The organism is Phocaeicola plebeius DSM 17135, from assembly GCF_000187895.1.
Lineage (GTDB): Bacteria > Bacteroidota > Bacteroidia > Bacteroidales > Bacteroidaceae > Phocaeicola > Phocaeicola plebeius.
Genome location: NZ_DS990119.1, coordinates 345713 through 369518, shown reverse-complemented (window position 1 = coordinate 369518; position 23806 = coordinate 345713). Strand labels below are relative to the sequence as shown.

General features: G+C 45.7%; 22 protein-coding genes and 2 pseudogenes. 11 read left to right on the top strand and 13 right to left on the bottom strand.

Annotated features, from left to right (window positions below; genetic code table 11):
* Nucleotides 1-9: 9 nt before the first annotated feature.
* Together BACPLE_RS02755 and BACPLE_RS02750 are read left to right on the top strand one after the other, a co-directional pair.
* Nucleotides 10-3113 (top strand): annotated as a pseudogene (locus BACPLE_RS02755) (efflux RND transporter permease subunit).
* A 16-nt stretch (nt 3114-3129) separates the two neighbouring features.
* Nucleotides 3130-4443: a TolC family protein gene (locus tag BACPLE_RS02750; RefSeq protein WP_007558724.1), complete on the top strand. Its 1314-nt coding sequence runs from the start codon at nt 3130-3132 to the stop codon at nt 4441-4443.
* 155 nt (nt 4444-4598) lie between these two features.
* Here BACPLE_RS02750 and BACPLE_RS02745 read toward each other — a convergent pair whose 3' ends face one another.
* The 6 genes from BACPLE_RS02745 to trxA all read right to left on the bottom strand — a co-directional run bounded on the left by BACPLE_RS02745 (nt 4599) and on the right by trxA (nt 7701).
* Complete coding sequence (locus BACPLE_RS02745; RefSeq protein WP_007558723.1) at nt 4599-4790, bottom strand: hypothetical protein; 192 nt, start codon at nt 4788-4790, stop codon at nt 4599-4601.
* A 6-nt stretch (nt 4791-4796) separates the two neighbouring features.
* The gene (locus BACPLE_RS02740; RefSeq protein WP_007558720.1) at nt 4797-5018 is read right to left on the bottom strand and encodes a winged helix-turn-helix domain-containing protein; all 222 of its coding nucleotides are present in this window, start codon (nt 5016-5018) and stop codon (nt 4797-4799) included.
* 110 nt (nt 5019-5128) lie between these two features.
* On the bottom strand, nt 5129-5620 hold the full coding sequence (locus tag BACPLE_RS02735; protein WP_007558719.1) for a 3'-5' exonuclease: 492 nt from the start codon (nt 5618-5620) through the stop codon (nt 5129-5131).
* A 22-nt stretch (nt 5621-5642) separates the two neighbouring features.
* Nucleotides 5643-6533 carry a DMT family transporter gene (locus BACPLE_RS02730; RefSeq protein ID WP_007558717.1) on the bottom strand — a complete coding sequence of 297 codons (891 nt, stop codon included), beginning with the start codon at nt 6531-6533 and terminating at the stop codon, nt 5643-5645.
* A 92-nt stretch (nt 6534-6625) separates the two neighbouring features.
* Entirely contained in the window at nt 6626-7360 is a 735-nt protein-coding gene (locus tag BACPLE_RS02725; RefSeq protein WP_007558715.1) for a YczE/YyaS/YitT family protein, read from the bottom strand.
* A 41-nt stretch (nt 7361-7401) separates the two neighbouring features.
* Nucleotides 7402-7701, bottom strand: a complete 300-nt coding sequence (trxA, locus tag BACPLE_RS02720) for a thioredoxin (protein WP_007558713.1) — start codon at nt 7699-7701, stop codon at nt 7402-7404.
* A 180-nt stretch (nt 7702-7881) separates the two neighbouring features.
* Here trxA and BACPLE_RS02715 point away from each other — a divergent pair, with 180 nt between their 5' ends.
* Nucleotides 7882-8790 (top strand): AEC family transporter, encoded by a 909-nt coding sequence (locus tag BACPLE_RS02715; protein ID WP_007558711.1) that lies wholly within the window; start codon nt 7882-7884, stop codon nt 8788-8790.
* A gap of 2 nt (nt 8791-8792) precedes the next feature.
* On the opposite strand, the gene BACPLE_RS02710 is transcribed toward BACPLE_RS02715, so the two are convergent.
* From BACPLE_RS02710 to BACPLE_RS02700, 3 genes are read right to left on the bottom strand one after another with little or no spacing between them, the layout of a single operon-like run.
* Nucleotides 8793-9461: an AlkZ-related protein gene (locus BACPLE_RS02710; protein ID WP_007558709.1), complete on the bottom strand. Its 669-nt coding sequence runs from the start codon at nt 9459-9461 to the stop codon at nt 8793-8795.
* Nucleotides 9462-9489: 28 nt separating this feature from the next.
* A complete protein-coding gene (locus BACPLE_RS02705) occupies nt 9490-10473 on the bottom strand; it encodes a DUF4407 domain-containing protein (protein WP_007558707.1) in 984 nt (327 codons plus the stop codon).
* Between the two features lie 4 nt (nt 10474-10477).
* The gene (locus tag BACPLE_RS02700) at nt 10478-11059 is read right to left on the bottom strand and encodes a hypothetical protein (RefSeq protein WP_007558704.1); all 582 of its coding nucleotides are present in this window, start codon (nt 11057-11059) and stop codon (nt 10478-10480) included.
* A gap of 950 nt (nt 11060-12009) precedes the next feature.
* Between BACPLE_RS02700 and BACPLE_RS02690 the strand changes: the two genes are divergently transcribed.
* From BACPLE_RS02690 to BACPLE_RS02675, 4 genes are all read left to right on the top strand, one after another.
* Entirely contained in the window at nt 12010-12510 is a 501-nt protein-coding gene (locus BACPLE_RS02690) for a hypothetical protein (protein WP_148374631.1), read from the top strand.
* A gap of 4 nt (nt 12511-12514) precedes the next feature.
* On the top strand, nt 12515-13801 hold the full coding sequence (locus tag BACPLE_RS02685; protein WP_007558695.1) for a hypothetical protein: 1287 nt from the start codon (nt 12515-12517) through the stop codon (nt 13799-13801).
* A 24-nt stretch (nt 13802-13825) separates the two neighbouring features.
* Complete coding sequence (locus BACPLE_RS02680) at nt 13826-14551, top strand: restriction endonuclease (protein ID WP_007558693.1); 726 nt, start codon at nt 13826-13828, stop codon at nt 14549-14551.
* A gap of 178 nt (nt 14552-14729) precedes the next feature.
* Nucleotides 14730-14936 carry a hypothetical protein gene (locus tag BACPLE_RS02675; protein WP_007558691.1) on the top strand — a complete coding sequence of 69 codons (207 nt, stop codon included), beginning with the start codon at nt 14730-14732 and terminating at the stop codon, nt 14934-14936.
* A gap of 130 nt (nt 14937-15066) precedes the next feature.
* Here the strand turns inward: BACPLE_RS02675 and BACPLE_RS19880 are convergent.
* Nucleotides 15067-15432, bottom strand: a pseudogene (locus tag BACPLE_RS19880) (pyridoxamine 5'-phosphate oxidase family protein); the annotation flags it as partial.
* Between the two features lie 28 nt (nt 15433-15460).
* Entirely contained in the window at nt 15461-15997 is a 537-nt protein-coding gene (locus BACPLE_RS02665; protein ID WP_007558687.1) for a flavodoxin family protein, read from the bottom strand.
* Between the two features lie 250 nt (nt 15998-16247).
* On the opposite strand from BACPLE_RS02665, the gene BACPLE_RS02660 reads away from it, so the two are divergent.
* On the top strand, nt 16248-17897 hold the full coding sequence (locus BACPLE_RS02660; protein ID WP_007558685.1) for a dipeptidyl-peptidase 3 family protein: 1650 nt from the start codon (nt 16248-16250) through the stop codon (nt 17895-17897).
* Nucleotides 17898-18001: 104 nt separating this feature from the next.
* Here the strand turns inward: BACPLE_RS02660 and BACPLE_RS02655 are convergent, their stop codons facing one another.
* Nucleotides 18002-18946 (bottom strand): bile acid:sodium symporter family protein, encoded by a 945-nt coding sequence (locus tag BACPLE_RS02655; RefSeq protein WP_040312343.1) that lies wholly within the window; start codon nt 18944-18946, stop codon nt 18002-18004.
* Between the two features lie 261 nt (nt 18947-19207).
* Between BACPLE_RS02655 and BACPLE_RS02645 the strand changes: the two genes are divergently transcribed.
* The 3 genes from BACPLE_RS02645 to BACPLE_RS02635 all read left to right on the top strand — a co-directional run bounded on the left by BACPLE_RS02645 (nt 19208) and on the right by BACPLE_RS02635 (nt 22757).
* On the top strand, nt 19208-20074 hold the full coding sequence (locus BACPLE_RS02645) for a DUF3737 family protein (RefSeq protein WP_040312392.1): 867 nt from the start codon (nt 19208-19210) through the stop codon (nt 20072-20074).
* A 12-nt stretch (nt 20075-20086) separates the two neighbouring features.
* On the top strand, nt 20087-21265 hold the full coding sequence (locus BACPLE_RS02640) for a MalY/PatB family protein (RefSeq protein ID WP_007558678.1): 1179 nt from the start codon (nt 20087-20089) through the stop codon (nt 21263-21265).
* 124 nt (nt 21266-21389) lie between these two features.
* Nucleotides 21390-22757, top strand: a complete 1368-nt coding sequence (locus BACPLE_RS02635; RefSeq protein ID WP_050792061.1) for an MATE family efflux transporter — start codon at nt 21390-21392, stop codon at nt 22755-22757.
* Nucleotides 22758-23472: 715 nt separating this feature from the next.
* Here BACPLE_RS02635 and BACPLE_RS02630 read toward each other — a convergent pair.
* Nucleotides 23473-23751, bottom strand: coding sequence for a hypothetical protein (locus tag BACPLE_RS02630; protein WP_007558674.1), 279 nt, complete (start codon nt 23749-23751; stop codon nt 23473-23475).
* Nucleotides 23752-23806: the final 55 nt, after the last annotated feature.

Below are 23806 nucleotides of genomic sequence, written 5' to 3'. Positions count from 1 at the left end.
ATTTGAAAAATGAGTCGGAAAAAACGAAATGCGGTAGAATGGGCAATGCATTATCGCCAGATTGTCATTCTGGTGGTATGCTGTCTGGGGTGGCACTGGGAATATACAGCCTTCCCGAGATGCGAAAGAATGAGTTCCCGGATTTTACGGTCCGTCAGGGACTGGTGGTGGCAGTGGCACCCGGCAATACCTCGGAGGAGATGGTGGATCGGGTGACGAAGCCGCTGGAGAATTATATTTTCAGCTACAAGGAGGTAAAGAAGGAGAAAACTTTCTCGACCAACCGGGATGGGATAGTGTATATTCAGGTGGAGCTGAACGATGAGGTGAACAATAAGGATGAGTTCTGGAGTAAGTTCAAGCATGGCATCTCCACGTTCAAGCCTCAGCTGCCAGCCAATGTGCTTGCCTTGCAGGTATTGGATGATTTTGGCGATACGTCTGCACTGCTTATCACCATGGAGAGTCAGGATAAGACTTATCGGGAACTCAAGGAGTATATGGACGACCTGCAGGACAGGCTGCGCACGGTGAAGAGCGTGGGGCGGATGAGTGTGTATGGCATGCAGAAAGAACAGATTTCGGTGGTGCTGAACCACGACAAGCTGTCGAAGTATGCGCTGAATGACCAGATGGTGGCTGCCAAGTTGTTGACGAAGGGATTTGCCACTTCGGGCGGAAGGGTGAAAGATGATTCGTATACCCATCCCATTTATGTGGCCGAGTCCCTGAATACGGTCTACGACATCCAGCAGCTCATCGTGTATACTGATCCGCTGGGCAACAACATCCGCCTGAAGGACATTGCTGACGTGAAAAAGGAATATGCTCCTTTTGACAGCTATATTACCAATAACGGAAAGAAGTGTATTCTGCTCAGCGTGGAGATGAAGAAAGGGCAGAACATTGTCAAGATGGGTGAGGAGGTGAACAAAACGCTGGATGAATACAAAAGTTCCTTGCCGCCGGATGTGGGGATTTACAGAATTACCGACCAGAGCGTGGTGGTGGACGACAGTGTGCAGAATTTTCTGCGCGAGCTGATGATTGCCATTGTGGCTGTGGTGATAGTGGTCATGCTGCTTTTGCCCATGAAGGTGGCACTGGTGGCTGCTTCTACCATTCCCATCACCATCTTTATTTCGCTGGGACTGTTTCATGCCTTCGGGGTGGAACTTAATACGGTTACGCTGGCAGCCCTGATTGTTACCTTGGGAATGATTGTGGACAATTCGATTGTGATTATAGACAGCTATCTGGAACGCTTGTCGGAGGGAATGTCGCGCTGGCATGCTTCGATAGACAGTACGATTCATTTCTTCAAGTCCATCTTGTCGGCTACGCTGGCCATCAGTATCACTTTCTTCCCGTTTCTGATGATAACCGTCGGATTGGTGCACGACTTTCTGCTGAGCTTCCCCTGGGCCATTACGCTGATTTTGGCCATCTCCTTGCTGGTGGCTGTACTGCTGGTACCCTTCATGCAATTCTATTTTATCCGCAAGCCGATAGTCAGGAAGCAGGAGGATGGAAAGCACTTCTCTTTCCTCGATGCCTTGCAGCGCTTTTATGACAAGGTGCTTGCCTGGTGTTTTACTTATCCTAAAACGGTGGTTGCTGTCGGAGTAGCTTCTATCGTGGTGGGAGGAGTTATGCTGGCCCATCAGCCTCAAAGCATGCTGCCGACGGCTGACCGGAATCAGTTTGCCGTGGAAATTTACCTGCCGACCGGCACTTCCATTGAAAAGACGGCCATGGTAGCAGATAGCCTGGAACGCATTATCCGGCAGGACAAGCGGGTGGTGTCTGTCACCTCATTCAAGGGCTGTAACTCGCCGCGATTCCATTCGTCATACGCTCCTCAGATACCGGGAAGTAACTTTGCCCAGTTTATTGTGAACACAAAGGGGGTTAAGGAGACCGTGGAGATACTGGATGAACTGGCTCCCCGGTATACAAACTATTTTCCGGAGGCTACCATTAAGTTCAAGCAACTGATATACAGTATGGCTACTTATCCCATTGAGGTGAGACTGAGCGGAGAGAACCTGGATTCTCTGAAATATTATGCACAGCAAGTGGCGGCCTTGATGAAACGCATGCCCGAAATACAGCATGTGCGGACCGACCGCAACGAACCGCTTTCCGGCACGGAAGTAAGGCTCAAGGAAGATGAGGCTTCACGGCTGGGTGTGAACAACATGCAGCTGGAAACTACGCTGGCCATGCGTTATGGAAATGGTCTGCCGCTGGCCCATGTATGGGAGGGAGATTACAATATCCCCGTTGTGGTGAAAAGTGTCCGATCGGACAAATCGGACAATGCCGACCTGATGAATGAGCAGATTCCGGTGTATGGCGGGTTGAGCCATGTACCTTTGAGACAGATTGCTCATGTGGTGCCTGTCTGGAAAGACGGTCAGATAGTCCGCCGTAATGGAATAAACCTCATTACCATACTGGGAGAACCGGTGAGGGGCTGCAATACCCTGGCTGTAAATGCCAAGGTTGACGAGCTGGTGAAAGATTTGCACCTTCCTGCCGGGATAAAAGTCAAATACGGTGGAGAACTGGAAGAGAATCAGGACCACATGCCTACCATCATGACGGCCTTGCAGATTGCTGCATTCATGATTTTCTTCATTCTGCTGGCGCATTTCCACAGGGTAAACATTGCACTGCTCATTTTCGGCAGTATGGGACTGTGCGTGTTCGGTACGGCGGTGGGTCTGTGGACCATGCAGCTGGACTTCGGAGTGACCTGTGTACTGGGTATCACCAGTCTGATGGGAATTATTGTCCGCAACGGAATCATCATGGTGGACTATGCCGAGGAACTGAGGGACAAGGGACTGTGCGTGAAAGATGCCATTTATTATTCGGCTTCCCGTCGTATGCGTCCTATATTCCTTACTTCGGCGGCTGCTTCCATGGGAGTTATCCCCATGATTTTAGGAGGCAGCGGACTCTGGATGCCCATGGGAACTGTCATCTTCTTCGGAACGCTGATTACGATGCTGTTTCTGCTGACGGTACTCCCTGTGTGCTACTGGATGATATTCAGTGGAAGCAGCAAGAAAAGAAAAAGAGTTCTCCAATTAGAAAACCAATAATTACACCAAACGGAATATGAAGATAAGATTTTTGCTATTAAGCGCATTGCTTGCAGGAACCTCGCAGGGGGTTCCTGCACAAGAAAAACGGGTGCTGACACTGGAAACCTGTAAGGAACTGGCCTTAAAGAACAATGCGGACATACAGACGGGTAGGATGGATGTGGAAGCTGCCAGCCAGACGAGGAAGGAGGCTTTTACCAAGTATTTCCCTAAAATATCGGCAGGGGCTGTCACGTATAAGGCCGATGAGAATCTGGTTAAAGGAACCATACCGCCTATACCGCCTCTAGGACTGGAAACTCCGACGGAAGTCGGTGTGCTGGAAGAGGGAAATCTGGTAACGGTGTCTGCCTTGCAGCCTGTTTTTGCGGGGGGACAGATTGTGAATTCCAACAAACTGGCCCGGACAGCCTTGGAGGCTTCACGCCTGCAGCTTGACATGACGGCGGATAAGGTGGAACTGGAGACGGAAGCATACTATTGGAAAATTGTTTCTCTGAAAGAGGCAGAAAAGACGCTTGACGTACTTGATACGTTGCTGCACAATCTGCACAAGGATGTGAGTCTTGCCGTGAAGATGGGACTTACAACTCAGAATGACCTGCTGACCGTGCAGCTGAAGCAGAATGAATTGCAGAGTACCAGGTTGCAGGTGGAGAATGGCCGGGAACTTTCGTGCATGGCCTTGTGTCAGTACATCGGCATCCCGCTGGATTCTGCCAAGTTTATCGATGTGCCCGAACTGCATGCCGATATAAAAGCTCCCGGTGAGTATCTGGTGGACCATCCCACTGCACTGGCTTCACTGTCCACTTATAAGTTGCTGGAGAAGAATGTAAAGGTGCACGAACTGAAGCGGAAAATCGCCTTGGGCCAACAGCTTCCCACGGTAGGAATAGGTGCTTCATACGCATACGAAGACCTGATGTTCGACAAGAGCCGCAACCATTGGATTATGATGGCTACGGTCAGTGTACCTATTTCCGACTGGTGGGGAGGGAGTCATAAGTTCAAGCGTTCCCGACTGGAGGAGAAGAAAGCCCTACGCCAGCAACAGGACGGAAGCGAGAAACTGCAACTGAAAATGCAGCAAAGCTGGAACCTGCTGACGGAGTCGTACAAACAGATTGCACTGGCGGAGTCGGCTGTCAGGGAGTCGGAAGAGAATCTTCGGATGCAGACCAGCCATTACAAGTCCGGAATAACCTCTCTGTCGGAGTTGCTTGATGCACAGGGATTGTATCAGAAGAGCCGCAACCGCTATTCGGATGCGTGTATTGACTACATGAGGAAGGTGTCACAATACCTGCAAGACACAGGACGGTAAGAAGAAAGTAGGAGAGCAGTCTTTTGTCATTCATACTTGTTAAACTGTCGGACAAGATTCTGAGTTGAAAGGAGGATTGTCCGGCAGTTTTTATGTGCATGGCGGGCAAAATAAAAAGCACCAGAAACGTTTGAGCGATTTCCGTGCTTTCTAATTTATTTTCCCTGGAATTCCTTTTTTAGCTGAGCGACTATCTTCGAGCTGACATGCTTCCACCCTTGTGTCTTTTTGCAGTTCATCACGTATTGCGTGCGAATAATGTGGTAAGTATCGTCTGCATTTTTGATGAACTTATAGCTGATATACCCTATGGATAAATCGAATCTTATCGTGAATGTGTCATCCATAAAGGGTTATAGATATTGATAAGGGTTGAAGTCTTGAGAAAAACATACTTCTTCATTTTCTTCTTTCAGAAGGATATGATTCTGGTGCATAAGCCATCCTAAAGCTAAGGCTAACTCCATATCTGAGAAACTGCTTGCTGATTTCAGTTCCTTAAACGACCAGGTACGGTTATCTGCAATCAGTTTTCCGATAAATTCGGCATTTGATTTTACATTGCTGTTTTTCATAAGATGAGAATTTTGAACTTTTACAAAGCAAATTTAGCTTTTGCCTGTCCATTCTAAAAGGTCAAAATCATCTGCATATTGTTCTGAATCGTATTTTTCTGTGGGACGGTTTACAGAATTTCTCTGGCTATCCACGCGCAGGCTTCAGCATCGGCTAGTGCGTGGTGATGGTTTTCCAGGCGGTATCCGCAGGCAGCGGCCACGGTGTGCAACTGGTGGTTGGGGAGCTCCGGAAATACTCTGCGTGCCACGCACAGAGTGTCATAAAACTCATAGTCGGGATAGTCCATCTGATAGACGCGGAAGACGGCTTTCAGGCAGCTCTCATCGAAAGGACGGTTGTGTGCCACGAGCGGCAGTCCCTCTATCAACGGCTCAATCTGTGCCCATACGGCGGGGAAAACCGGTGCGTCTTCGGTATCTTCACGGGTGAGTCCGTGTACCTGTGAGCACCAGTATGTGTAATAATTCGGTTCCGGATTGATGAGGGAATAAAAGGTATCGGCTATCTCGCCGTTGCGCACCACGACCACGCCTACCGAGCATACGGATGAGCGCTGGTTGTTGGCGGTTTCAAAATCTATTGCGGCAAAGTCTCTCATGTTTTTACTTGCTCTATATGCGTTATCGCTTGGTCACGGTGATCATGAACGTGACGGCTACCATGGCAATGGAAATGCCGACAATGATGTTGGTGGTCAGCGGTTCGCCAAACATCAGTGTGCCGACAATGATGGCGGTGATGGGTTCGAATACGCCGAGTACAGAAGCCTTGGTGGCCCCGATGTTACGGGAGGCAATGGCGAGGGTGGCTGTAGAAACGATGGTTGGCAGCAGGGCAAGTCCCACAAGGTTAAGCCAGTCTGCTCCGGTAGTGATTCCAGCCGTAATTGCAGTGTCGGAACTGAGGATTTTTCCGATAAAAACAATGGCTCCTACCATGAGTGCATAGAAGGTGAGGAGGGAGTTGGATATGCCGGCAATGGCCTTGCTGCGGTTGATGATGACGATGAAGAGTGCATACACCAGTGCCGAGGCGATGGAGAGCAGCACACCGATGGGGTTGATGGTTTGTGAACCGTCACTTTGTGTCATGATGAGCACACCTCCGAAGGTGGCGGCAATGGCAAGCCATACCGGCCATGAGGGAACGACTTTCAGGAACACCATGATAATGGCCACGAGGACGGGGTAAAGGAATACCAGCGTAGTAGCCAGTCCGGAAGCGATGTATTCGTATGCATCGAAAAGAAAGATGCTGCTGGAGGTGTAAAGCAGTCCGAGGACGAACAATACGCCGATTTGCTTTCCTGAAACCCGGAAACTCTGTTTGCGGAGCAACAGGAACAGGCCTAAGAGCAACACTGCGAAAGCGTAGCGGAAGAAAAGTATGGACTCAGTGGCGGCACCGTTCTTCATCAGCGGAACCGCAAATAAGGGATTTAATCCGTAAGTAATACCGGTGATAATTCCTGCCGGATAGCCGATAATGGCATTTTTGCTTAGTTTTTTCATGTGCGGGTAGATGTAATTGTGTAATCGGGGTGCAAAATTAATTATTAAATGACAAACCTGCGCTTGTGGCGGGGGAGATTCTTCTCGTGTGCCTACTTTCTGTAAATGTATCTTGCCAGTCCGTAGATGTATCTCCGGAATCCCGGACGGTACTTGAGCAGACGGTCGAACCATTTCAGGTGGTGGCTGGCAATACGTACAGCCCATCCTACATAATACATGGCAAACAGCGTACCTACTCCGATGATGTGCCATTGCCATTTTCCGAAGAATATGTAGCAGAAGACGATACCGAGAAGCACAAGTGAAACGTCTACCACAATCTTGACCTTCGGAAATTCTATGCCCGTCACCTTGCTGATGGCGACGGGAAAGCCTTCTCCAGGCATGGTTACGCTGCCGCATCTTACCTCCAGTGCAATGCCTGCTGCCAGGATGGTGCATCCGGCCAGCTGGGCCACGGCTTTCTCCCATATAGCTTCGGGTTGCAGCCATGAAAGAAGGTAGAGGTTCAGGTCGATTAACATGCCGAATACAAAACCCACGAGCAACTGGAACAGTTGGACCGGGTCAAACTGCCGGCGGAGTACTCCTACTTGCCCTACTACCAGCAGGGCATTCATGATGAAGGTGTATTGCCCGATGGTCAGTGACGGTGTCAGTCCGCCTGTTCCCGCATCATGAAATACATAGGGCAATACACTGATGACGCTTGCTCCCAGCATGCTCTTTACGCAGGCGGCAATTCCCAGTGTCATGATGTACAAGGCAACGAAGAGCAGTAAGTGTTGCCAGGCAAAAGATATGATTTTTTCTTTTCTCGTCATTTTTATTGTACTTTGTGCGATGTTGTTTTTCGTGCGGATTATTATCTCAGAAACGGGTCAATCGTACTGAGCAGCTCGGCCTTCTGCATTACGCCGCTGGTTCTCCAGAGCACTTCCCCGTTGCGGAACAGCATGAGGGTGGGGACGGACTGAATCTGGTACTTCTGAGACAATACGCTGTGTGTGTCCACATCAATCTTGATGATACGGATGCGGTCGCCCAGCACGTCTTTCACCTGTTTCAGAATCGGGTGCATCATTTTACAAGGTTGACACCAGGTGGCGAAGAAGTCCACCAATACAAGCTGATTGCCTGCTACTACGTCATAAAAAGTTTCCATTGCTTTCGTTTTTAAGTGGTTCTATATAAACAAGGCTACCTCCCGAAAGAAATAGCCCGGTGTGTGGTCAATACGTTTAAAATGCGGTGCAAATGTACGAAAAGCCGATTAATGGTGAACATGAAATAGTAAAGAAAAATCTGTATCTTTGCACGACTTTTTTTAAGGTAAGAAGAAACAATGGATGCAATCGTTACACAGATGATTATCCTGTTTATTCTGGTAATCATCGGCTATTATCTGAGTAAGAAGAAAATGATGGATGCGGATTTCGACCGCAAACTTTCGGGACTGGTTATCAACGTGACGTGTCCCAGTCTGATACTTTCGTCGGTGATGGGCGACACGCTTCCCGACAAGAAGCTGATTCTGCCTTTGCTCGTGGTGGGTTTTGCTACCTACGTGGTGCTTATCGGGTTAGCCTTTCTGCTTCCGCGCTATTTGCCCGTCAAGCTGTCCGACCGCGGTATTTACAGTTTTATGCTGGCATTCGGTAATGTGGGTTTCATCGGCTATCCCATCGTGGCTTCCATTTTTGGAGCTAGTGCGGTGTTCTATGCCAGCATTCTTAATTTCCCCAGCACGTTGCTGATTTTTGTGTTCGGTACCCTGTTTATTTCAGGCGGTCAGGGAAAGATGCGTTTTGACTGGCGTACTCTCTACTGTCCGGCCATGATTGCGTCGTACCTCTCCATTCTGATTGTCGTGACCGGATGGGTACCTCCCCGTGTCATCAGTACCCCGTTTGTCCTGTTGGGAAATGTCACCGTGCCTGCTGCGCTGCTCATCATCGGCTCGTCCATTGCCCGTGTACCCATTCGCCGGATGTTTGGCAATACGGCCATCTACCTGATGTCGGCCTTGCGCCTGATGCTGGTTCCACTCCTTATTCTGTATCTCTCACGCCTTTGCCGGGTGGACGAAACCATTGCCAATATCAATGTCGTGTTGGCGGCCATGCCCGTAGCTTCGTACGGTACCCTGTTCTGTATTCAGTATCAGAAAGGGGAGGTCATCATGGCAGAAGGAACCTTCCTCACTACCTTGCTTTCCGTACTGAGCATTCCGTTGCTGACGATGTTCCTGTAGACTTATTTCAGCAGGGCTGCATACGTCTTTTCGGATTCATACGGTAGTATCTTCCGGAACTGGGTGAGCATCCGCTCGCGTGATTCCTGCGGACTGCGGTCGGGGTGGCAGGCCTCCCGTCCAAAGAGACGTTCGGGCGTGGTGAGCAGTGACCAGCCCCAGCCATATTCCCTTCCGTGGCGGTCAAGGGGGTAGATAAAATCCTCCGTCACAATGTAGCCGCCCATTTCCAGTCGGGTGAGATAAGCATCGAAGCGGCTCCGCATCTTTGGTCCTGTAAATCCGCATGCCGCACGCAGTTCCCGTGTAATCAGGCTGCCTTCGCATCTTAGTACGTCGAGAATGGTTTCTTCAATGCTTCCCGCCTCCGGATAAGGAAAAATGCTCCGCCGGTAATTGCAGAAGTCGGGCCACCACTCACGGCTGATGAATGCAGCTTTGTCCTTGAAGAACTTACCGTATGCGCAACCGCTTTCTTGCAGGATGGCACCTTTCCATTTCCAAAGCGGCCATTCCCATCCGCCGTCGGGCAAACGGGTGTACTGACAGTCTTCGTCCGTAACTTCTTCGGCCGACCATCCGGCAATGCCCATGCTTAACAAGGGAAGGAAACCCGTTTCATTGATGTAGTCAATCAGTTCGGGGCAGGAGTGTAGGGGTTCTTGTGGCATGTGATGTTTTCTTTAATCTTTCAAGGGATCAGTTTTTATTTAACAATTTCTCTTCAGATTTACTCAGCATTTCCTTTTTGATATTGAGCTGATGTTCTACGATAAGTTCATAGTCACATTTAGTGTCTCCTCCACGGCTTGTGACGACTAAGAGCTCCAATGACATCAGAAACACGAATAATATAATATAGAAAATAAGGGCAATATTATCAGCTTTTAAAAGAGCCCATAAAGCTGTTAGTTCTTCCAAAAAACCAGGTTTCTTTTGTCTGAATTCGTTTCTAACCTCTTTGTCTGTATTAAATTTCTTAGTCTGTAACGTTTCCAGTTGCGTTTGATAGCGTTTAATTTGTTCTTCATTAGCTTTAGCTTGCGCGCTTAATGGATTTTCCACGCTTCTTGAAGTTACACTAGTCGTTTTGGCCATCTGTGGTGTTCCATCCTCGTTTTTCCCTATGACGACGTCTTTTGTAGTGACATCCCGTGTAGCTATTACGGGTTGTTTAGCCAGTTTTTCATAGATGACGATGTTAGCTACCCCTAAAGAATCTCTTAGATTGGTAAAATGTTTGATGTCGGCATCATACGTTTCCATCCGGTTTTTGATGGCTTGCTGTATTTTTATCTCACGGATATCGGTCATCTTTACCGCAATGTCGTTCCGGAAAATGATTTGGTCGAATACGGTCGATCCTAACATAGCCATTACAATTGCCAGAATCGTACGGAAAAGTCCCATCCATCCCAATCGGCCAATCGTAAGAATGATAAAACGTTCTATGCAAAGAACAAGAATCATGAATATGAGCGCTATGGCTATCTTGCCTGTCGTACTGCTTACCCCAATGTAATTGTCTGCAAAGCAAAATCCGATAGTGCCCCAAATTACCATCATGATGACTATTGCAGACATAAGTCTCTTAAAAGTCCTGAAACTGGCTTCTCCACATTCCTTTAATATATTGAAGTTCCATCCGATAAGGAAACATCCAGTTTTTGTTAATATCTGCATACTTTTAGTTTTGTTCTTGAGAATTATTTTCTATATCAAAAAATTTTATGGTTTTTGCTGCTACGCCTTTAAGAAACCCTCTTTCATAGGAGTCAATCATAGTCAGAAACTTCTTATCACCCAGATTAATGCTACTTTCGATTTCTTTGATTTTGTCAATATGTTCTAGGTATGTCTGTCTTTTCGCTTTCAGTTGTGCGCTAGTATTTATTAATCCCTGTTGTTCAATATTAGAAATAGAGACTTCAATCTCGCGTAGTTTATTATTATATGCCAGTTTGACTTGCTCAATTCTAATTTTCAATTCGTTTAAAATAATCTCCTTTTTCGATTCCTTGTACGAATTATCCAAGTTAATCATTGCGTCATCATAACCTTCCTGCTCATAATCTCGTCCGATGAATGTATAGATAGCGTCAATCGGCAGTCCGGTTCCGAAAGCTATAGTCACAATGTTACTTTCTTTTGTAGGTTCAGAATCATCTACAAAGTCTTCGCGCTTGATTTCAGGACGCGCCACTTCCTCATTTGCAATGGGGAGTTCTTCTGTTCTGTTTGAGCCAAATAATTTTTTAAAGAAATTCATAGTTTCATATAAATTTTACTGGAATATCATATAAATCATGTCCTTTCTTGTGACATGATTCGCATAAAGTGACAAGATATTTATCGTCATATTCCCATGGGAGGAATTTTTTACCGGAATTTTTATGTACGTGATACTGTTTGTGATGGACGACCAAATGCCAGTTTGAACCACAAATTTTACATTGACAATTATCTCGCTGAATAATTCTGGCCTTTTTTTCAAGCCATCGTTTATCAAAAAGCAATTTCCTATATGAGTCTTCTTTATCCATTTGACCTTCAATGTATTTGTCTTATATTAAATAAAGCCTTTTCTGGATAATATCTGGAGGATTGATGAAAGATATACCTTGTTTTTATTCAACACTTCAGTATATTAGGCATTGCTAAGGATTGGCCTTACCTATTTTTGCGGGCGCAAATTTAGTCGTTTTTTTGTAAATAATAAGAAATCGGTTTGTTTTTATGATGTTATATTCCTTTTTGTATATCTGTAAATCGAAAACGAAGAAAATATTAATTCATCTTGGGGAGTCTGAATATCAAATCTCAGGAGATTGCCAGGTAAACCTTCTATCGTTTTTTAGGTTTTCCAAACCAGAACTGTAGGTTTTTCGGGCGAGAAACTTACAGCTTCCAGGGCGGAAACGCACATTTCTGCCTTGGAAAACATAGAAAATAAAAGGATAAAGGGAGGGCAATATAGGGATGTTTTAGGATTTTTACGGGCATAAGATTCTGGTAAATGAAGCAGAACCCGTATCTTTGTCTATGGAGCTGCATGGAGGTGATTATCGACGTCCGGAACCAGAGCTACTGACTAGCTATAAAGTAATTGTTGAGGGAATTTAATTATAAATATAGATAAATTAGTCGTATTAGTTTATGCAGGATATTACTAAAACATTTACAATCCAATGGGTTGGCCCTTTCAAAAATATACAGCAGATGAAGTCCTATCTTGAGGATAATTCTACTTGTGATAAATCATTATTTAATTTCTATTATTTCTCCGGGAATAAAAAAGGTAAAGGACATTCAACCTTAAAAATTTATACATATTTTGGCATTCATAAGAAAGCTGATGGAATTGAGAAACGTCTTAATAATTATCATAAGCATTATAATGATTTTCATGAAAATGATAATATGAGAATATGGATTGGGGCTTTGGGTAATGAAAAAGATCAGAAAGAAGAGAATATAGAAGATGCTGAAACTCTATTTATCAGTACATATGGTAAGAATATTTTTACTGAAAATGAGAAGAAAGTAAAGGCCATTATACGAGAATCAATTTGTATAGTCAATCTTTTTTATAAAACAACAGAAGAACCATGGATAAGAAAACCTGTAGATATACTTTTCATGGATGATGTGCTTATACATGAAACAGAAGAAAAAATTAAACGTACTCTTGTGGCTAAATTGAAATCTGTTAGATGGTAGAATAATGGATATGAATGTTTCTTTAAATAAAAGTAGATTAGGTGATATTGGAGAGAATCTGGTTCAAACCAAACTAATGCAGTTAGGGTTAAATGTAGTAAATGCAAATGCTATTATAGCTAACTATGAAGCAGTGGATTTAATTTGTTCTCAGCCTGGGAATAAGAAAAACGTTTACATACAAGTAAAGACGTGCAGAGGCAATAACTTTCCTATTGGGATGACTTTGGCAAAATGTACTAAGGATTATCTAGAAAGGAAGGTTAAAGGTCCGTGGGTTTTTGTACATGTTGTCGGTGAAGGAATTAATATGGAATTTCAGTATTATATTCTGACCAGAGAAGAAATGATTGCTTTAGCGTCTGAAAGCAATTTTTGGTATATTAATCAATGGAAAAAGACATATCGATTAAAGCCTGTGAATCTCAGCAATGCTTGTGGTATTGATTTGAAATGGTTAAGAGCAGAAGGGGAAGATAATAATTATAAACATGAGGCTTTTATAAACCCGATAACAATTAATACAGAAAATAAGTGGGAGAAAATATTGGATGAATTTGAGTCTGAGGATGGTATTAATGTAATACTCGGAACTTTTACAGGCGTAACTGATTTTCAGAAGGAAGAGAAAGAAAATGAGTTGGTTAGGCAATTCATGCTCCTTGCTAAGAAACTCTTGTATGGCGGATACTTTCTTGTGAATGAGAGAAGGCGTATTTATTTGGAGGATATTGAGTTCTATTATCATGAGGAACAAATAGATGGCTTGAAAGATCCTGCAATGTATCATACCTCAGATCATGAAAAGTGTAATGATTTGCCCTATTTCATATTAGGATCTATGAATTGTCATGTATCGGGGATAGATATTACATTTGAAAATCAGGTGAAAGAATATAGAGCGTCGTTTCTCATTAGAGGATATAGAGTTGAGTCGCTTACTAATAACACTTGGACTGAAACTAAAAAGTACGAGAAACGTGCTACTTATATTTATGAAGATTTGATGATGGGAATTTCATTGAATAGTAACTTGACTATTGGATGGGTCAATGAAAAAATGCAAAGTGAAAATTATGAGATAGGGGTTGGATGCAGAATAAATGTTCCAGCATTTATAAAAGACGAAAATGGTTGTTTTGTAAAGGACGGTAATGGCAACTATATGAAGGAGGAAATCGGGGAAGCGCAATATAATAACCTACCAGGGGGGCTCCAATCAGAGTATTTCTCATACTCAGGAAAACGATATAGAAAATGCAATAGGCCATGGCGCTTTTATAAAAAATAATTTATAAATAAAATCCTGAATAAAATGACACCAGAAGAATTTGAACGATATGTGGCATGTATTTTTGAATCTAAAGGATATAAAACAGAAGTAACGAGATATTCTGGAGATTATGGTGTGGATGTTTTTGCTTTTAAAGGTAAAGAAAAAATAGCCATACAAGTAAAGAAATTTGGAAACTGTACACGAAAAGTTAATCGTAATGTTTTCTTGAAACTGTATGGCTCTCAACATTTTTTTGACTGTACTAAAGCTATTGTTGCTACAGACGGTAAAGTAATGGATGACGCGGTTGAGGTTGCCAAAAAACTGGGTATTGAAATCTTTTTTGTGGATACAAAAAATATAGAAAAATGTAAGCCTGATAATCAATCTACTGTCAATGATGCAATAACAGAAGACAATAGGCTATATCCTGATTTTTCGTTAATATGGGATAATTTTATCAGGTCATTGGAAGGAAAAACTCTTTTTAATTCAAGAGGACCAAACAGAATACTTGAAGTTAACAATACAGCATTAATACGTTCTTCCATAAATGACATACCAGGTGAAATTAATCGTGATTATTTTAAATTGGCTTATGAATATCTCACAAAAAAAGGTTCTGTAACTCGAGATTATATCAATCAGCAGATTGATAAGGGATGTTCTTCCATTATTTTTTTGGTTCTTGCGCAGCTCCCTTTTATAGAGGAATCGAAAAATCCGCAAACATTAAAAATGAAAAGCAAATATATTTATAAATAGATTTCAAATTAAGCTTGTGGTATAGTATTAGTATAAATTGGATTTAATAAAGTATTTCTTATAAATAATTGCAGGCCTAAATAAACAATCAAAATAGATTTCTTCTTTTCACCTCTAACATTTAGGTAATAGGGATATTTATAATTTGTAGACAATATAATGAAGCAAAATAGAATCTATGACACCTCCTCCAATTGAACAATCCACCCAGGAAGCTCGCAGGGCGTATGTGCTCGATGCCTGGAAGTGCCTGCACGATTGCGAGTCGTGCGGCAAGTGCCGCATCCTGAAAGGTAAGGATGCGGAAACTTTGTATGCTGACTACATTGAAGGCAAGCGTAGCTACATGGACGTGACACTGGAGCTCCGGAACAAGAGTTATTGAACCGGTTTTCGGTTACGGCTGATGATCAGAACCGGAAATGCACGGGCTTGGCAAATTCGGCCTTATGTTCCAGTCCCTTCACGTTACCTAAGTTAGTCAGCCAGCCGTCGATATGTTTCAGATAGAATACCTTGAAGATGGGATTCTGCCTCATGTCTTTGTAGAGTGCATTGACGATGGCGCTTTTCTCGATGATGGCATCGCGGATGTCCTGACGTTCTTCGAAAACCACTTCAGCCGAGAAACGAATCCACGGAGTCTGAATTTCATCTTTCTCCAACTTGCATCCGCAAAGTTCTATAGTAGGGTTGGCCTGTAATTCGGCATAGACCTCCTTCTTTGAGTTGGTGCAGAACCACAGTTTCTCATCTTCCAGCACCATGTATTGCATGGGGCGTACCTTCGGTTTGCCATCCAGTCCGATGGTAGCCATGAACTGGATACCGACGTGGTCCAGGTAGTCGGCCACTTCGCGCAGGGTAATTTCTTCGTTCATTGTGGGGTGTTTTAAAGATGTTATCTAATCAGCAGTGAAGGCCCATCTCATAAGCTTCATTCAACTTACAGTGTCCGCTGATAGCACGTGGGTTAGCTACTCCACCGCAGAAAAGCGTACCGGCCAGGCGACTCTTCGGGAAGCAGTCAATCCAGCCCGTGAGACCCGCTTCGGCACGTTGAGGAACCTCCGGCTCTTCTTCGGCTGCCACGGTCAGCATATAGACGTCGCGGAACTGGTAATCCAGAGTATACAATGCATTCATACGGTCGATGAGCACCTTCATCTGTCCGCTCATCTCGAAATAATAAATCGGGGTAGCCCATACGATGACATCTGCGTGCAGCACTTTCTGCATGATAGCGTCCACGTCGTCCTGAATCACACACTTGCCCAGTTTCTGGCAAGCCAGGCATCCACGGCAGAAACGTATATCTTTTCCGATGAGTGAGATTTTTTCTACTTCGTGGCCTGCCTGGAGGGCACCTTCCATGAATTTGTCGGCCAGCATGTCGCTGTTGGAACCAGCACGCAGACTGGTTGAAATCACAATTACTTTTTTCATGTTATCTTGTTTTGAGTTGGTTTTTTCTTCCAATTGGTTTGCTTTAAACTCGATAGCAAATTTATAGTTTTTTTGCCGAGTATTACAGGCTTATGGAAAATTCTCATACAAGAAGTGGGGTATTCTAGTCAGGTTATTGCAGCTTCTCCGTATGAAAGGTGTGTAGGCAGAAGCAAAACCATATCACTGAATGTCTGAGATATTGAGGACTTTTCGTATCTTCGCAAACAAACAAAACAATCAATGAAGTATGAGAAAAAGAATGATTAATTTTTCGGCAGCCTTGTTGGGAGTTGCCACGATGGCTTCCAGCCTGTGTTCGTGCAGCAGCCAGCAGAAGGAATCGCCGATGAAAGCAAAGGTAGAGGAGTATGCATCTGTTGAACTCAAGTCTGACCTTGTGAATAACTTGAGCGACAAAGAAAAAGAGTTGGTGAGAATATTCTTCCAGGTGGGGAAAATTACCGACGACCTTTTCTGGAAGCAGACATTCGGTGATAAAAGCCTGCTTGATACTATTACCGACAGCTATGCGAAAGAGTTTGCTATGATTCACTATGGCGCATGGGACCGTCTGGACAATAACAAGCCTTTCCTGGCTGGTTATGGTGAGAAACCGGATGTATGCAACTATTACCCGCTGGATATTACCGAAGCGGAGTTTAATGCCTTTGAGGATGAAAACAAGGATTCATGGTACACGGTTATCCGCCGCAACGAAGACGGTTCTCTGAAGAGCGTATGGTATCATGAAGCCTATGCTCCGGAAATAGAACGCATCTGTGCTTTGCTGGAGAAAGCGGTGGCACTGGCAGAAGACCCGGGCCTGAAAACCTACCTTGAAAAGCGTATCGAAGCATTCAAGACTGATGATTATCTGGCCAGTGACCTGGCATGGATGGACATGAAGGACAGCAAGATTGACTTCGTGACAGGACCTATTGAAACTTACGACGATAAGTTCCGCGAAACCAAGGCTTCGTACGAGTCGTTTATCCTGCTGAAGGATGAAGCCCGCAGCAAGGATCTGGCCAAGTTCGTAGCCATGCTTCCGGCTCTTCAGAAAGAGTTACCTTGTCCGCCAGAATATAAAACCTTCGTGCCGGGCACGTCGTCCGACCTGAATGTGTATGATGCGGTGTACTATGCCGGCGACTGCAACGCGGGAAGCAAGACGATTGCCATCAACCTGCCGAACGACGAGCGGGTACATGCGCTGAAAGGTACACGCCGTCTGCAATTGCGGAACTCCATGAAGGCTAAGTTCGACAAGATTCTGTTGCCTATCGGACAGCTTGTCGTTACGCCCGAACAGCAGAAATACCTCAACTTTGATGCGTTTTTCTGGAACGTGACTTTCCACGAAGTGGCACACGGACTGGGTGTGAAGCAGACCATCCGCACCAATGAAAGCGTGGATGCAGTGATGGGTACAGAAAAGACTTCCTGGGAAGAAGCCAAGGCTGATATCCTGGGCCTGTTCATGGTGACCAAGCTGATTGAAATGGGCGAAATCACGAACATTACAGCCAAGGATGCGATGGCTACTTACATTGCAGGCATTCTGCGTTCAGTCCGTTTTGGAGCAGCTTCTTCACACGGAAAAGCCAATATGATGTGCTTCAACTACATGGAGAAAGCAGGGGCATTTTCACGCGATGACAAAGGTCAGTATGTGATTGATTTTGCAAAGGCCAAGGAAGCCATGAACGGTTGGGCAGCGTTGATTCTTCAGACGCAGGGCGACGGCAATGTGGAATTTGCGAAGAAATACAGAGAAGAGAACGGTGGAATCACTCCGGCACTTCAGGCCGATCTTGACCGGATTAACGGAGCAGGCATTCCTCGTGACATTACCTTTGTGCAGGGAGAAGAAGTGCTATTAGGAAAAGCGCAGTAACATCAGTTACTGAAACATGATAAGCCTGCGGTTCAGATGCGTCTTTGAACCGCAGGCTTTTTTTATGCTGTCATTCTCATGCTGCATGTGCAGGCATTGATTCCTTATTCTTTATCTGCCTGTCTTCTGAAAATCTGTGCCGCAATGCTGCCCGAGAAGTTGTGCCATACCGAGAACATGGCTCCGGGTACGGCCGCCATGGGAAACAGGGCAAAATGGGTGGCGGCCAGTGAAGTGGCCAGACCTGAATTCTGCATGCCCACCTCGATGGCGATGGCCGACCGTTTGGACGGCTTGCTTCCGGCCAGGGAGGAGAGACCATAGCCCAGGGCCAGTCCGAGTACGTTGTGCAGAATCACCGCTACGGCCACTATCAAGCTGCATGCAAGGATGCTGGCTGCGTTGTGTGCTACGATAATGCCGATGATGAACGCAATGGACAAGGTGGAAATCATCGGTAGCAACGGTACTATCCGTCGGGTGGTGCGTTGGAAGTAATGATTGGCAGCTACTCCCAGTACGATGGGCACTATTACCACCTGTACGATACTTAAAAACATGCCTGCCACGTCTACTTTCACCGACTCTCCGGCAAGCAGCCATACGAGAGCAGGCGTTACGATGGGAGCCAGCAGTGTAGAAACTCCGGTCATGGCCACGCTCAGGGCTACATCGCCTTTAGCCAGGTAGCAGATAACGTTGCTGGCCGTACCTCCCGGACAACATCCCACGAGAACCACTCCTAAGGCGAGTTCTTCCGGCAACGACAATAACTTGCAGAGCAGCCACGCCAGCGAGGGCATGATAAGAAACTGTGCCAGTTCGCCGACGAGGATGTCTTTCGGGTGCTGCAAGACCGGCCGGAAGTCGGACGGACGAAGTGTCAGTCCCATGCCGAACATCACCACGCCCAGCATCGGTGTGATGGCCGATGTATCTATCCAGACGAACGAGGAGGGAAGAAAGAGAGCCACGGCCGTCACCAGCACCACCACAAGGGTGATGTGGGCTGCAATCCATGCAGAAATTTGGATGAGCTTATTTTTCATTGTCATTTTTTCAAAATTGTCTGCAAAGCTACAAAATTTCGTGCGAATCTTGGCGGGAATATGGGCAAACTACTCTTCCTGGTTTGTGGAATGTGATTCAGCTTCTGCTGTATATGCAAGGCCAGCTCTGTCTGCCTTTTTCCAAAATCTGTAACATGGGTATATAGTCCGAGGATTTGTATACCATCCGGCATTCTGTCCTTTTCTATTTTTGTATCAGTTAATTGATAAATAACAGATATGATTGGAGAAGAAAATTATATGGAAGTTATCAGAAATTCAGAATTCGGGGGCGAACGCCCTTTGTTTGAGTCGCATAATCTGCGTTTGGAAAACGTAATAATCCGTGCCGGAGAATCAGCCATCAAGGAGTGCAGCAACATTGAGGCAGTAGATTGCCGTTTTGAGGGGAATTACCCTTTCTGGCATGTTCACGGTTTTAAGATTGAGCGTTGCTATTTTGATGTGGGAGGACGCTCGGCGTTATGGTATTCCGACCATCTGCAAATGAAGGATACCGTGATTGACGCTCCCAAAATGTTCCGCGAGATGAGTGAGATTGACATTGAAAACGTCACGATGAACGATGCTGATGAGGTATTCTGGCGTTGCAACGGCATCCGTATCAAAAACCTTAAGTTGCATGGAGGAACTTATCCTTTCATGTTCAGCAATGACATTTATGTGGATGGACTGGAGAGTGACAGCAAGTATGTTTTCCAGTATGTGAAGAATGTGGAGATTCACAATGCCAAGATTACCACCAAGGATGCTTTCTGGGAAGTGGAGAATGTGACTATCTACGATTCTGAGCTTAACGGCGAATACCTTGGCTGGCACTCCAGAAACCTCCGTTTGGTGAACTGCCATATCACGGGCGAGCAGCCGCTTTGCTATGCACACGACCTTGTACTGGAAAACTGTACGTTTGGGCCGGACTGCGACCGTGCTTTTGAGTACAGCACGCTGAATGCCGATATCCGCGGTGCCATAACCAACATTAAGAATCCCACATCGGGACGTATCGTAGCCGACGAGTACGGTTCGATAACCATTGATGAGAACATCAAGGCTCCCGCCGACTGTGAAATCCGGCTTAGAGATGAACGCACCTGCTTTTCCGACTAAAATGTAAGGACCATGAAATACGACTTTGATACAATTACTTCCCGACGGGGAACCAATTCTTACAAGTGGGACAGCCTGCCGTTGGATAAGGATATACTTCCCCTTTGGGTAGCCGATATGGATTTCCGTACGGCACCGGCAATTACCGAAGCACTGGCCAGACGTGTAGCGCACGGCATATTCGGGTATGTGCGTGTCCCCGATGAATACTATACGGCAGTAACCCGCTGGTTTGAAAGACGCCATCACTGGACTTTCCGTAAAGAATGGATGATATACACTTCCGGAGTAGTTCCGGCCGTATCTGCTGTCATAAAGGCTCTGACAGAACCGGGCGACGGGGTGGTTGTGCAGACTCCCGTGTACAATTGCTTTTTCTCATCCATCCGTAACAACGGGTGCCGCGTTGTCACCAATCCTCTGATATACGAGGACGGTACCTACCATATCGACTTTGACGATCTGGAACGTAAAGTGAAAGAACCGGGCGTAAAGCTGTTGCTTTTGTGCAACCCGCATAATCCCGCAGGACGTGTATGGACCCGTGAGGAACTGTGCCGGATAGGGGAGATTTGCCTGCGGAATAATGTGACCGTTCTATCGGACGAGATACATTGCGAACTTGTTTTCTCCGGACATACTTATACACCGTATGCATCTGTCAGCGAGGAGCATTTGTGGAATTCCGTGACCTGCGTATCACCCAGTAAATCCTTCAATATTGCAGGATTGCAAATAGCAAGTATTATAGCCCGCGATGAGAACGTGCGCCAGCGGATAGACCGTGCCATCAACATCAACGAGGTGTGCGATGTCAATCCTTTCGGGGTTGAGGCTACCATCGCCGCTTATAATGAAGGTGAGGACTGGCTTCTTGAGTTGCTGGACTATCTGAAGGCCAACTATGACTGTCTGTGTGCATTCTTCCGTACCCACCTGCCTGAAATACCCGTGACGAAGCTGGAAGGAACCTATTTGGTGTGGACAGACTGCAGGGCACTGCATCTGCCTTCCGATACCTTGCAGACCCGCCTGTTGGAAACCACCGGACTCTGGCTCAACAGCGGTACCATGTACGGAGCCGAAGGAGAAGGATTCTTGCGCTGGAACATTGCCTGTCCGCGTTCGGTATTACAGGATGCCCTGTTGCGCTTCAAGGGCTTTGTCGATACCTTAACAACAGAAGGATGACCCGATGAAACGTAACTTACCTGAAACGGACACAAATGGAGCCTTACCGGAGCAATTCAGGGAGCATCCGGCTGCACAAAAGACAACAGATGTGTTGCTTGACCTTATCCGTGACGGTTGTCCGATGACCTTGCGGCAGCAGCTGCGCCTGACCGTAGAACTCAGCGTTCCGGCTATCATTGCACAGCTGTCTTCCATCATCATGCAGTATATTGATGCAGCCATGGTGGGACGTATCGGTGCAGAGGCATCTGCTTCCATCGGACTGGTATCGACCACCACATGGCTTTTCTGGGGACTCTGCACGGCTGCCGCTACCGGATTCTCCGTGCAAGTGGCCCACAAAGTCGGAGCAGGCGACCTGAAGGGAGCGCGTATGATTCTGCTGCAGTCACTTGCCGGTACACTGGTCTTCAGTCTGCTGCTGGCCATATTGGGCACGAGCATCAGCTCTTCGCTGCCGGCATGGCTGGGAGGCGATGTTTCCATCCGTCGGGATGCTTCCATTTATTTCTTCATATTTTCCATTTTCCTGCCTGTCCTGCAAATGATTTTTCTGGCAGGCGGTATGCTTCGCTGTAGTGGAAATATGCGTATCCCCAGTCTGTTGGGCGTCATCATGTGCGTGCTGGATGTGGTATTCAACTTTTTTCTGATTTTCCCGACACGCGGATGTAGCATAGCAAGTATGCAATTCACTATTCCGGGAGCCGGACTTGGCGTGAGCGGTGCTGCCTTGGGTACGGCTGCCGCAGAGACCGTCGTTGCCGGTGTGTTGCTTTGGTATCTGCTGACACGCTCAGAGAAACTGAGCTACCGCAGTAGGGAAGGCAGCTTCCGGCTGAAAGCTGACACGTTCAGGAAAGCACTCCGTATCGGTTTTCCAATGGGAATAGAACATGTGGTCATTTGCGGTGCTCAGATTCTGACGACTGTCATCGTAGCGCCACTCGGAGTCTTTGCCATTGCAGCCAATTCTTTTGCCATTACGGCCGAAAGTCTTTGTTATATGCCCGGCTACGGAATTGCGGATGCGGCCACCACTCTTGTTGGCCAGAGCATCGGAGCCGGGCGGAAGAAGCTGACCCGTAGCTTTGCCTATATTACCGTACTGATGGGAATGGCCATCATGGGCGTAATGGGTATCCTTATGTATCTGTTTGCCCCTCAGATTATCGGGATGATGACTCCGGTCGAAGAAATCCGTCAGCTGGGGGTAATGGCTTTACGCATCGAAGCTTTTGCTGAGCCGATGTTTGCGGCCTCTATTGTTGCATACGGAGTTTTTGTCGGAGCAGCCGATACACTGATTCCATGCCTGATGAACTTATTCAGCATCTGGGCTGTACGTCTGACTCTGGCTGCCTGGCTCGCCCCGACACTGGGACTGCAAGGCGTATGGATTGCCATGTGCGTAGAACTGTGTTTTCGTGGATTTATCTTCCTCGTACGTCTGAAACGTGGGCGATGGCTGAAATGTGATAAGACGTAATTGATAAGAATTACCGAACCGGCAGCCCAAGTAAACGCCAAGGCTGTGGTATCAGCTCTCAGGTGCCTTTATATCAAAAAAAACACCGATCATCGGAATATGGTAAAGTCGTATCCGGTGGTCGGTTTCATTTCTTGTCTTTTTGTTTGCCTGTTATTCCTGTTCAAAATGGGCAAATGTGAACTATTATTTGTTCAGAATCTGTAGTTGGTTGTCGCCCATCATTCTCAGGCCTTTAATAAAGCATTTAATAATAAATCTCATTTTCGTAGTTGTTTTTATGTTTTACAACACAAAAGTACGCATTGTTTATTACATAATATGTTGTATAGCATAAAATTTTCATGAGAGGCCTTAATACTTGATATATGTCAACCAGATGGCTTTTCAAGTGTCGGTAGAGGTGGATACTCATAATTGTGGATATTGATTAAATGTAAGTATGCGATAACAGCCCCACTGATTTTTATGCAGGCAGCGTCCTGATAGGGAAAAATATGCGCGATTTATTACAAGAAAAATAATTGATCTGTAGTGTTTCCGGAAAAAGCTTCATTGAATTGTGCCTCATGAGGAAATGTTATTTATGTTTCCCATACGAAAGCCGTATGTTTTTCATCTGTGAAATGTACGTTTCTCAAGGCGGAAACATACGGTTTCTGTGTGGAAAACATGGAAATTTCAAGCATAAATGAGTATTTATGCTTAGGTGTTTTTAAATCCACATAAAAATGGGGGAGAGAGGATAGTTGCCAGAAGCAAAAAAACGGAATTCATACCTCATGGCTGAGCGGTACAGGAAATCAAGATTCTCTTTGGTGGTGACATTTACCGTTACATCCCTGTTATTCTCTACATACAGATAGGGAACGATGGAAGGTATTCTCGTGTTCAGAAAACATAAGGCTTTCTGCAGGAGGGAGTTTTTCTTTTTTTCCTGCTTCTGATGTCCCGGTTTAATTGAGTAAACATCTGATTTACATATAGATGTCATTAGTGGAAGATTAAGCCGTTTAAATGTTATATTTGTTGCTGTGAATTTAATACTT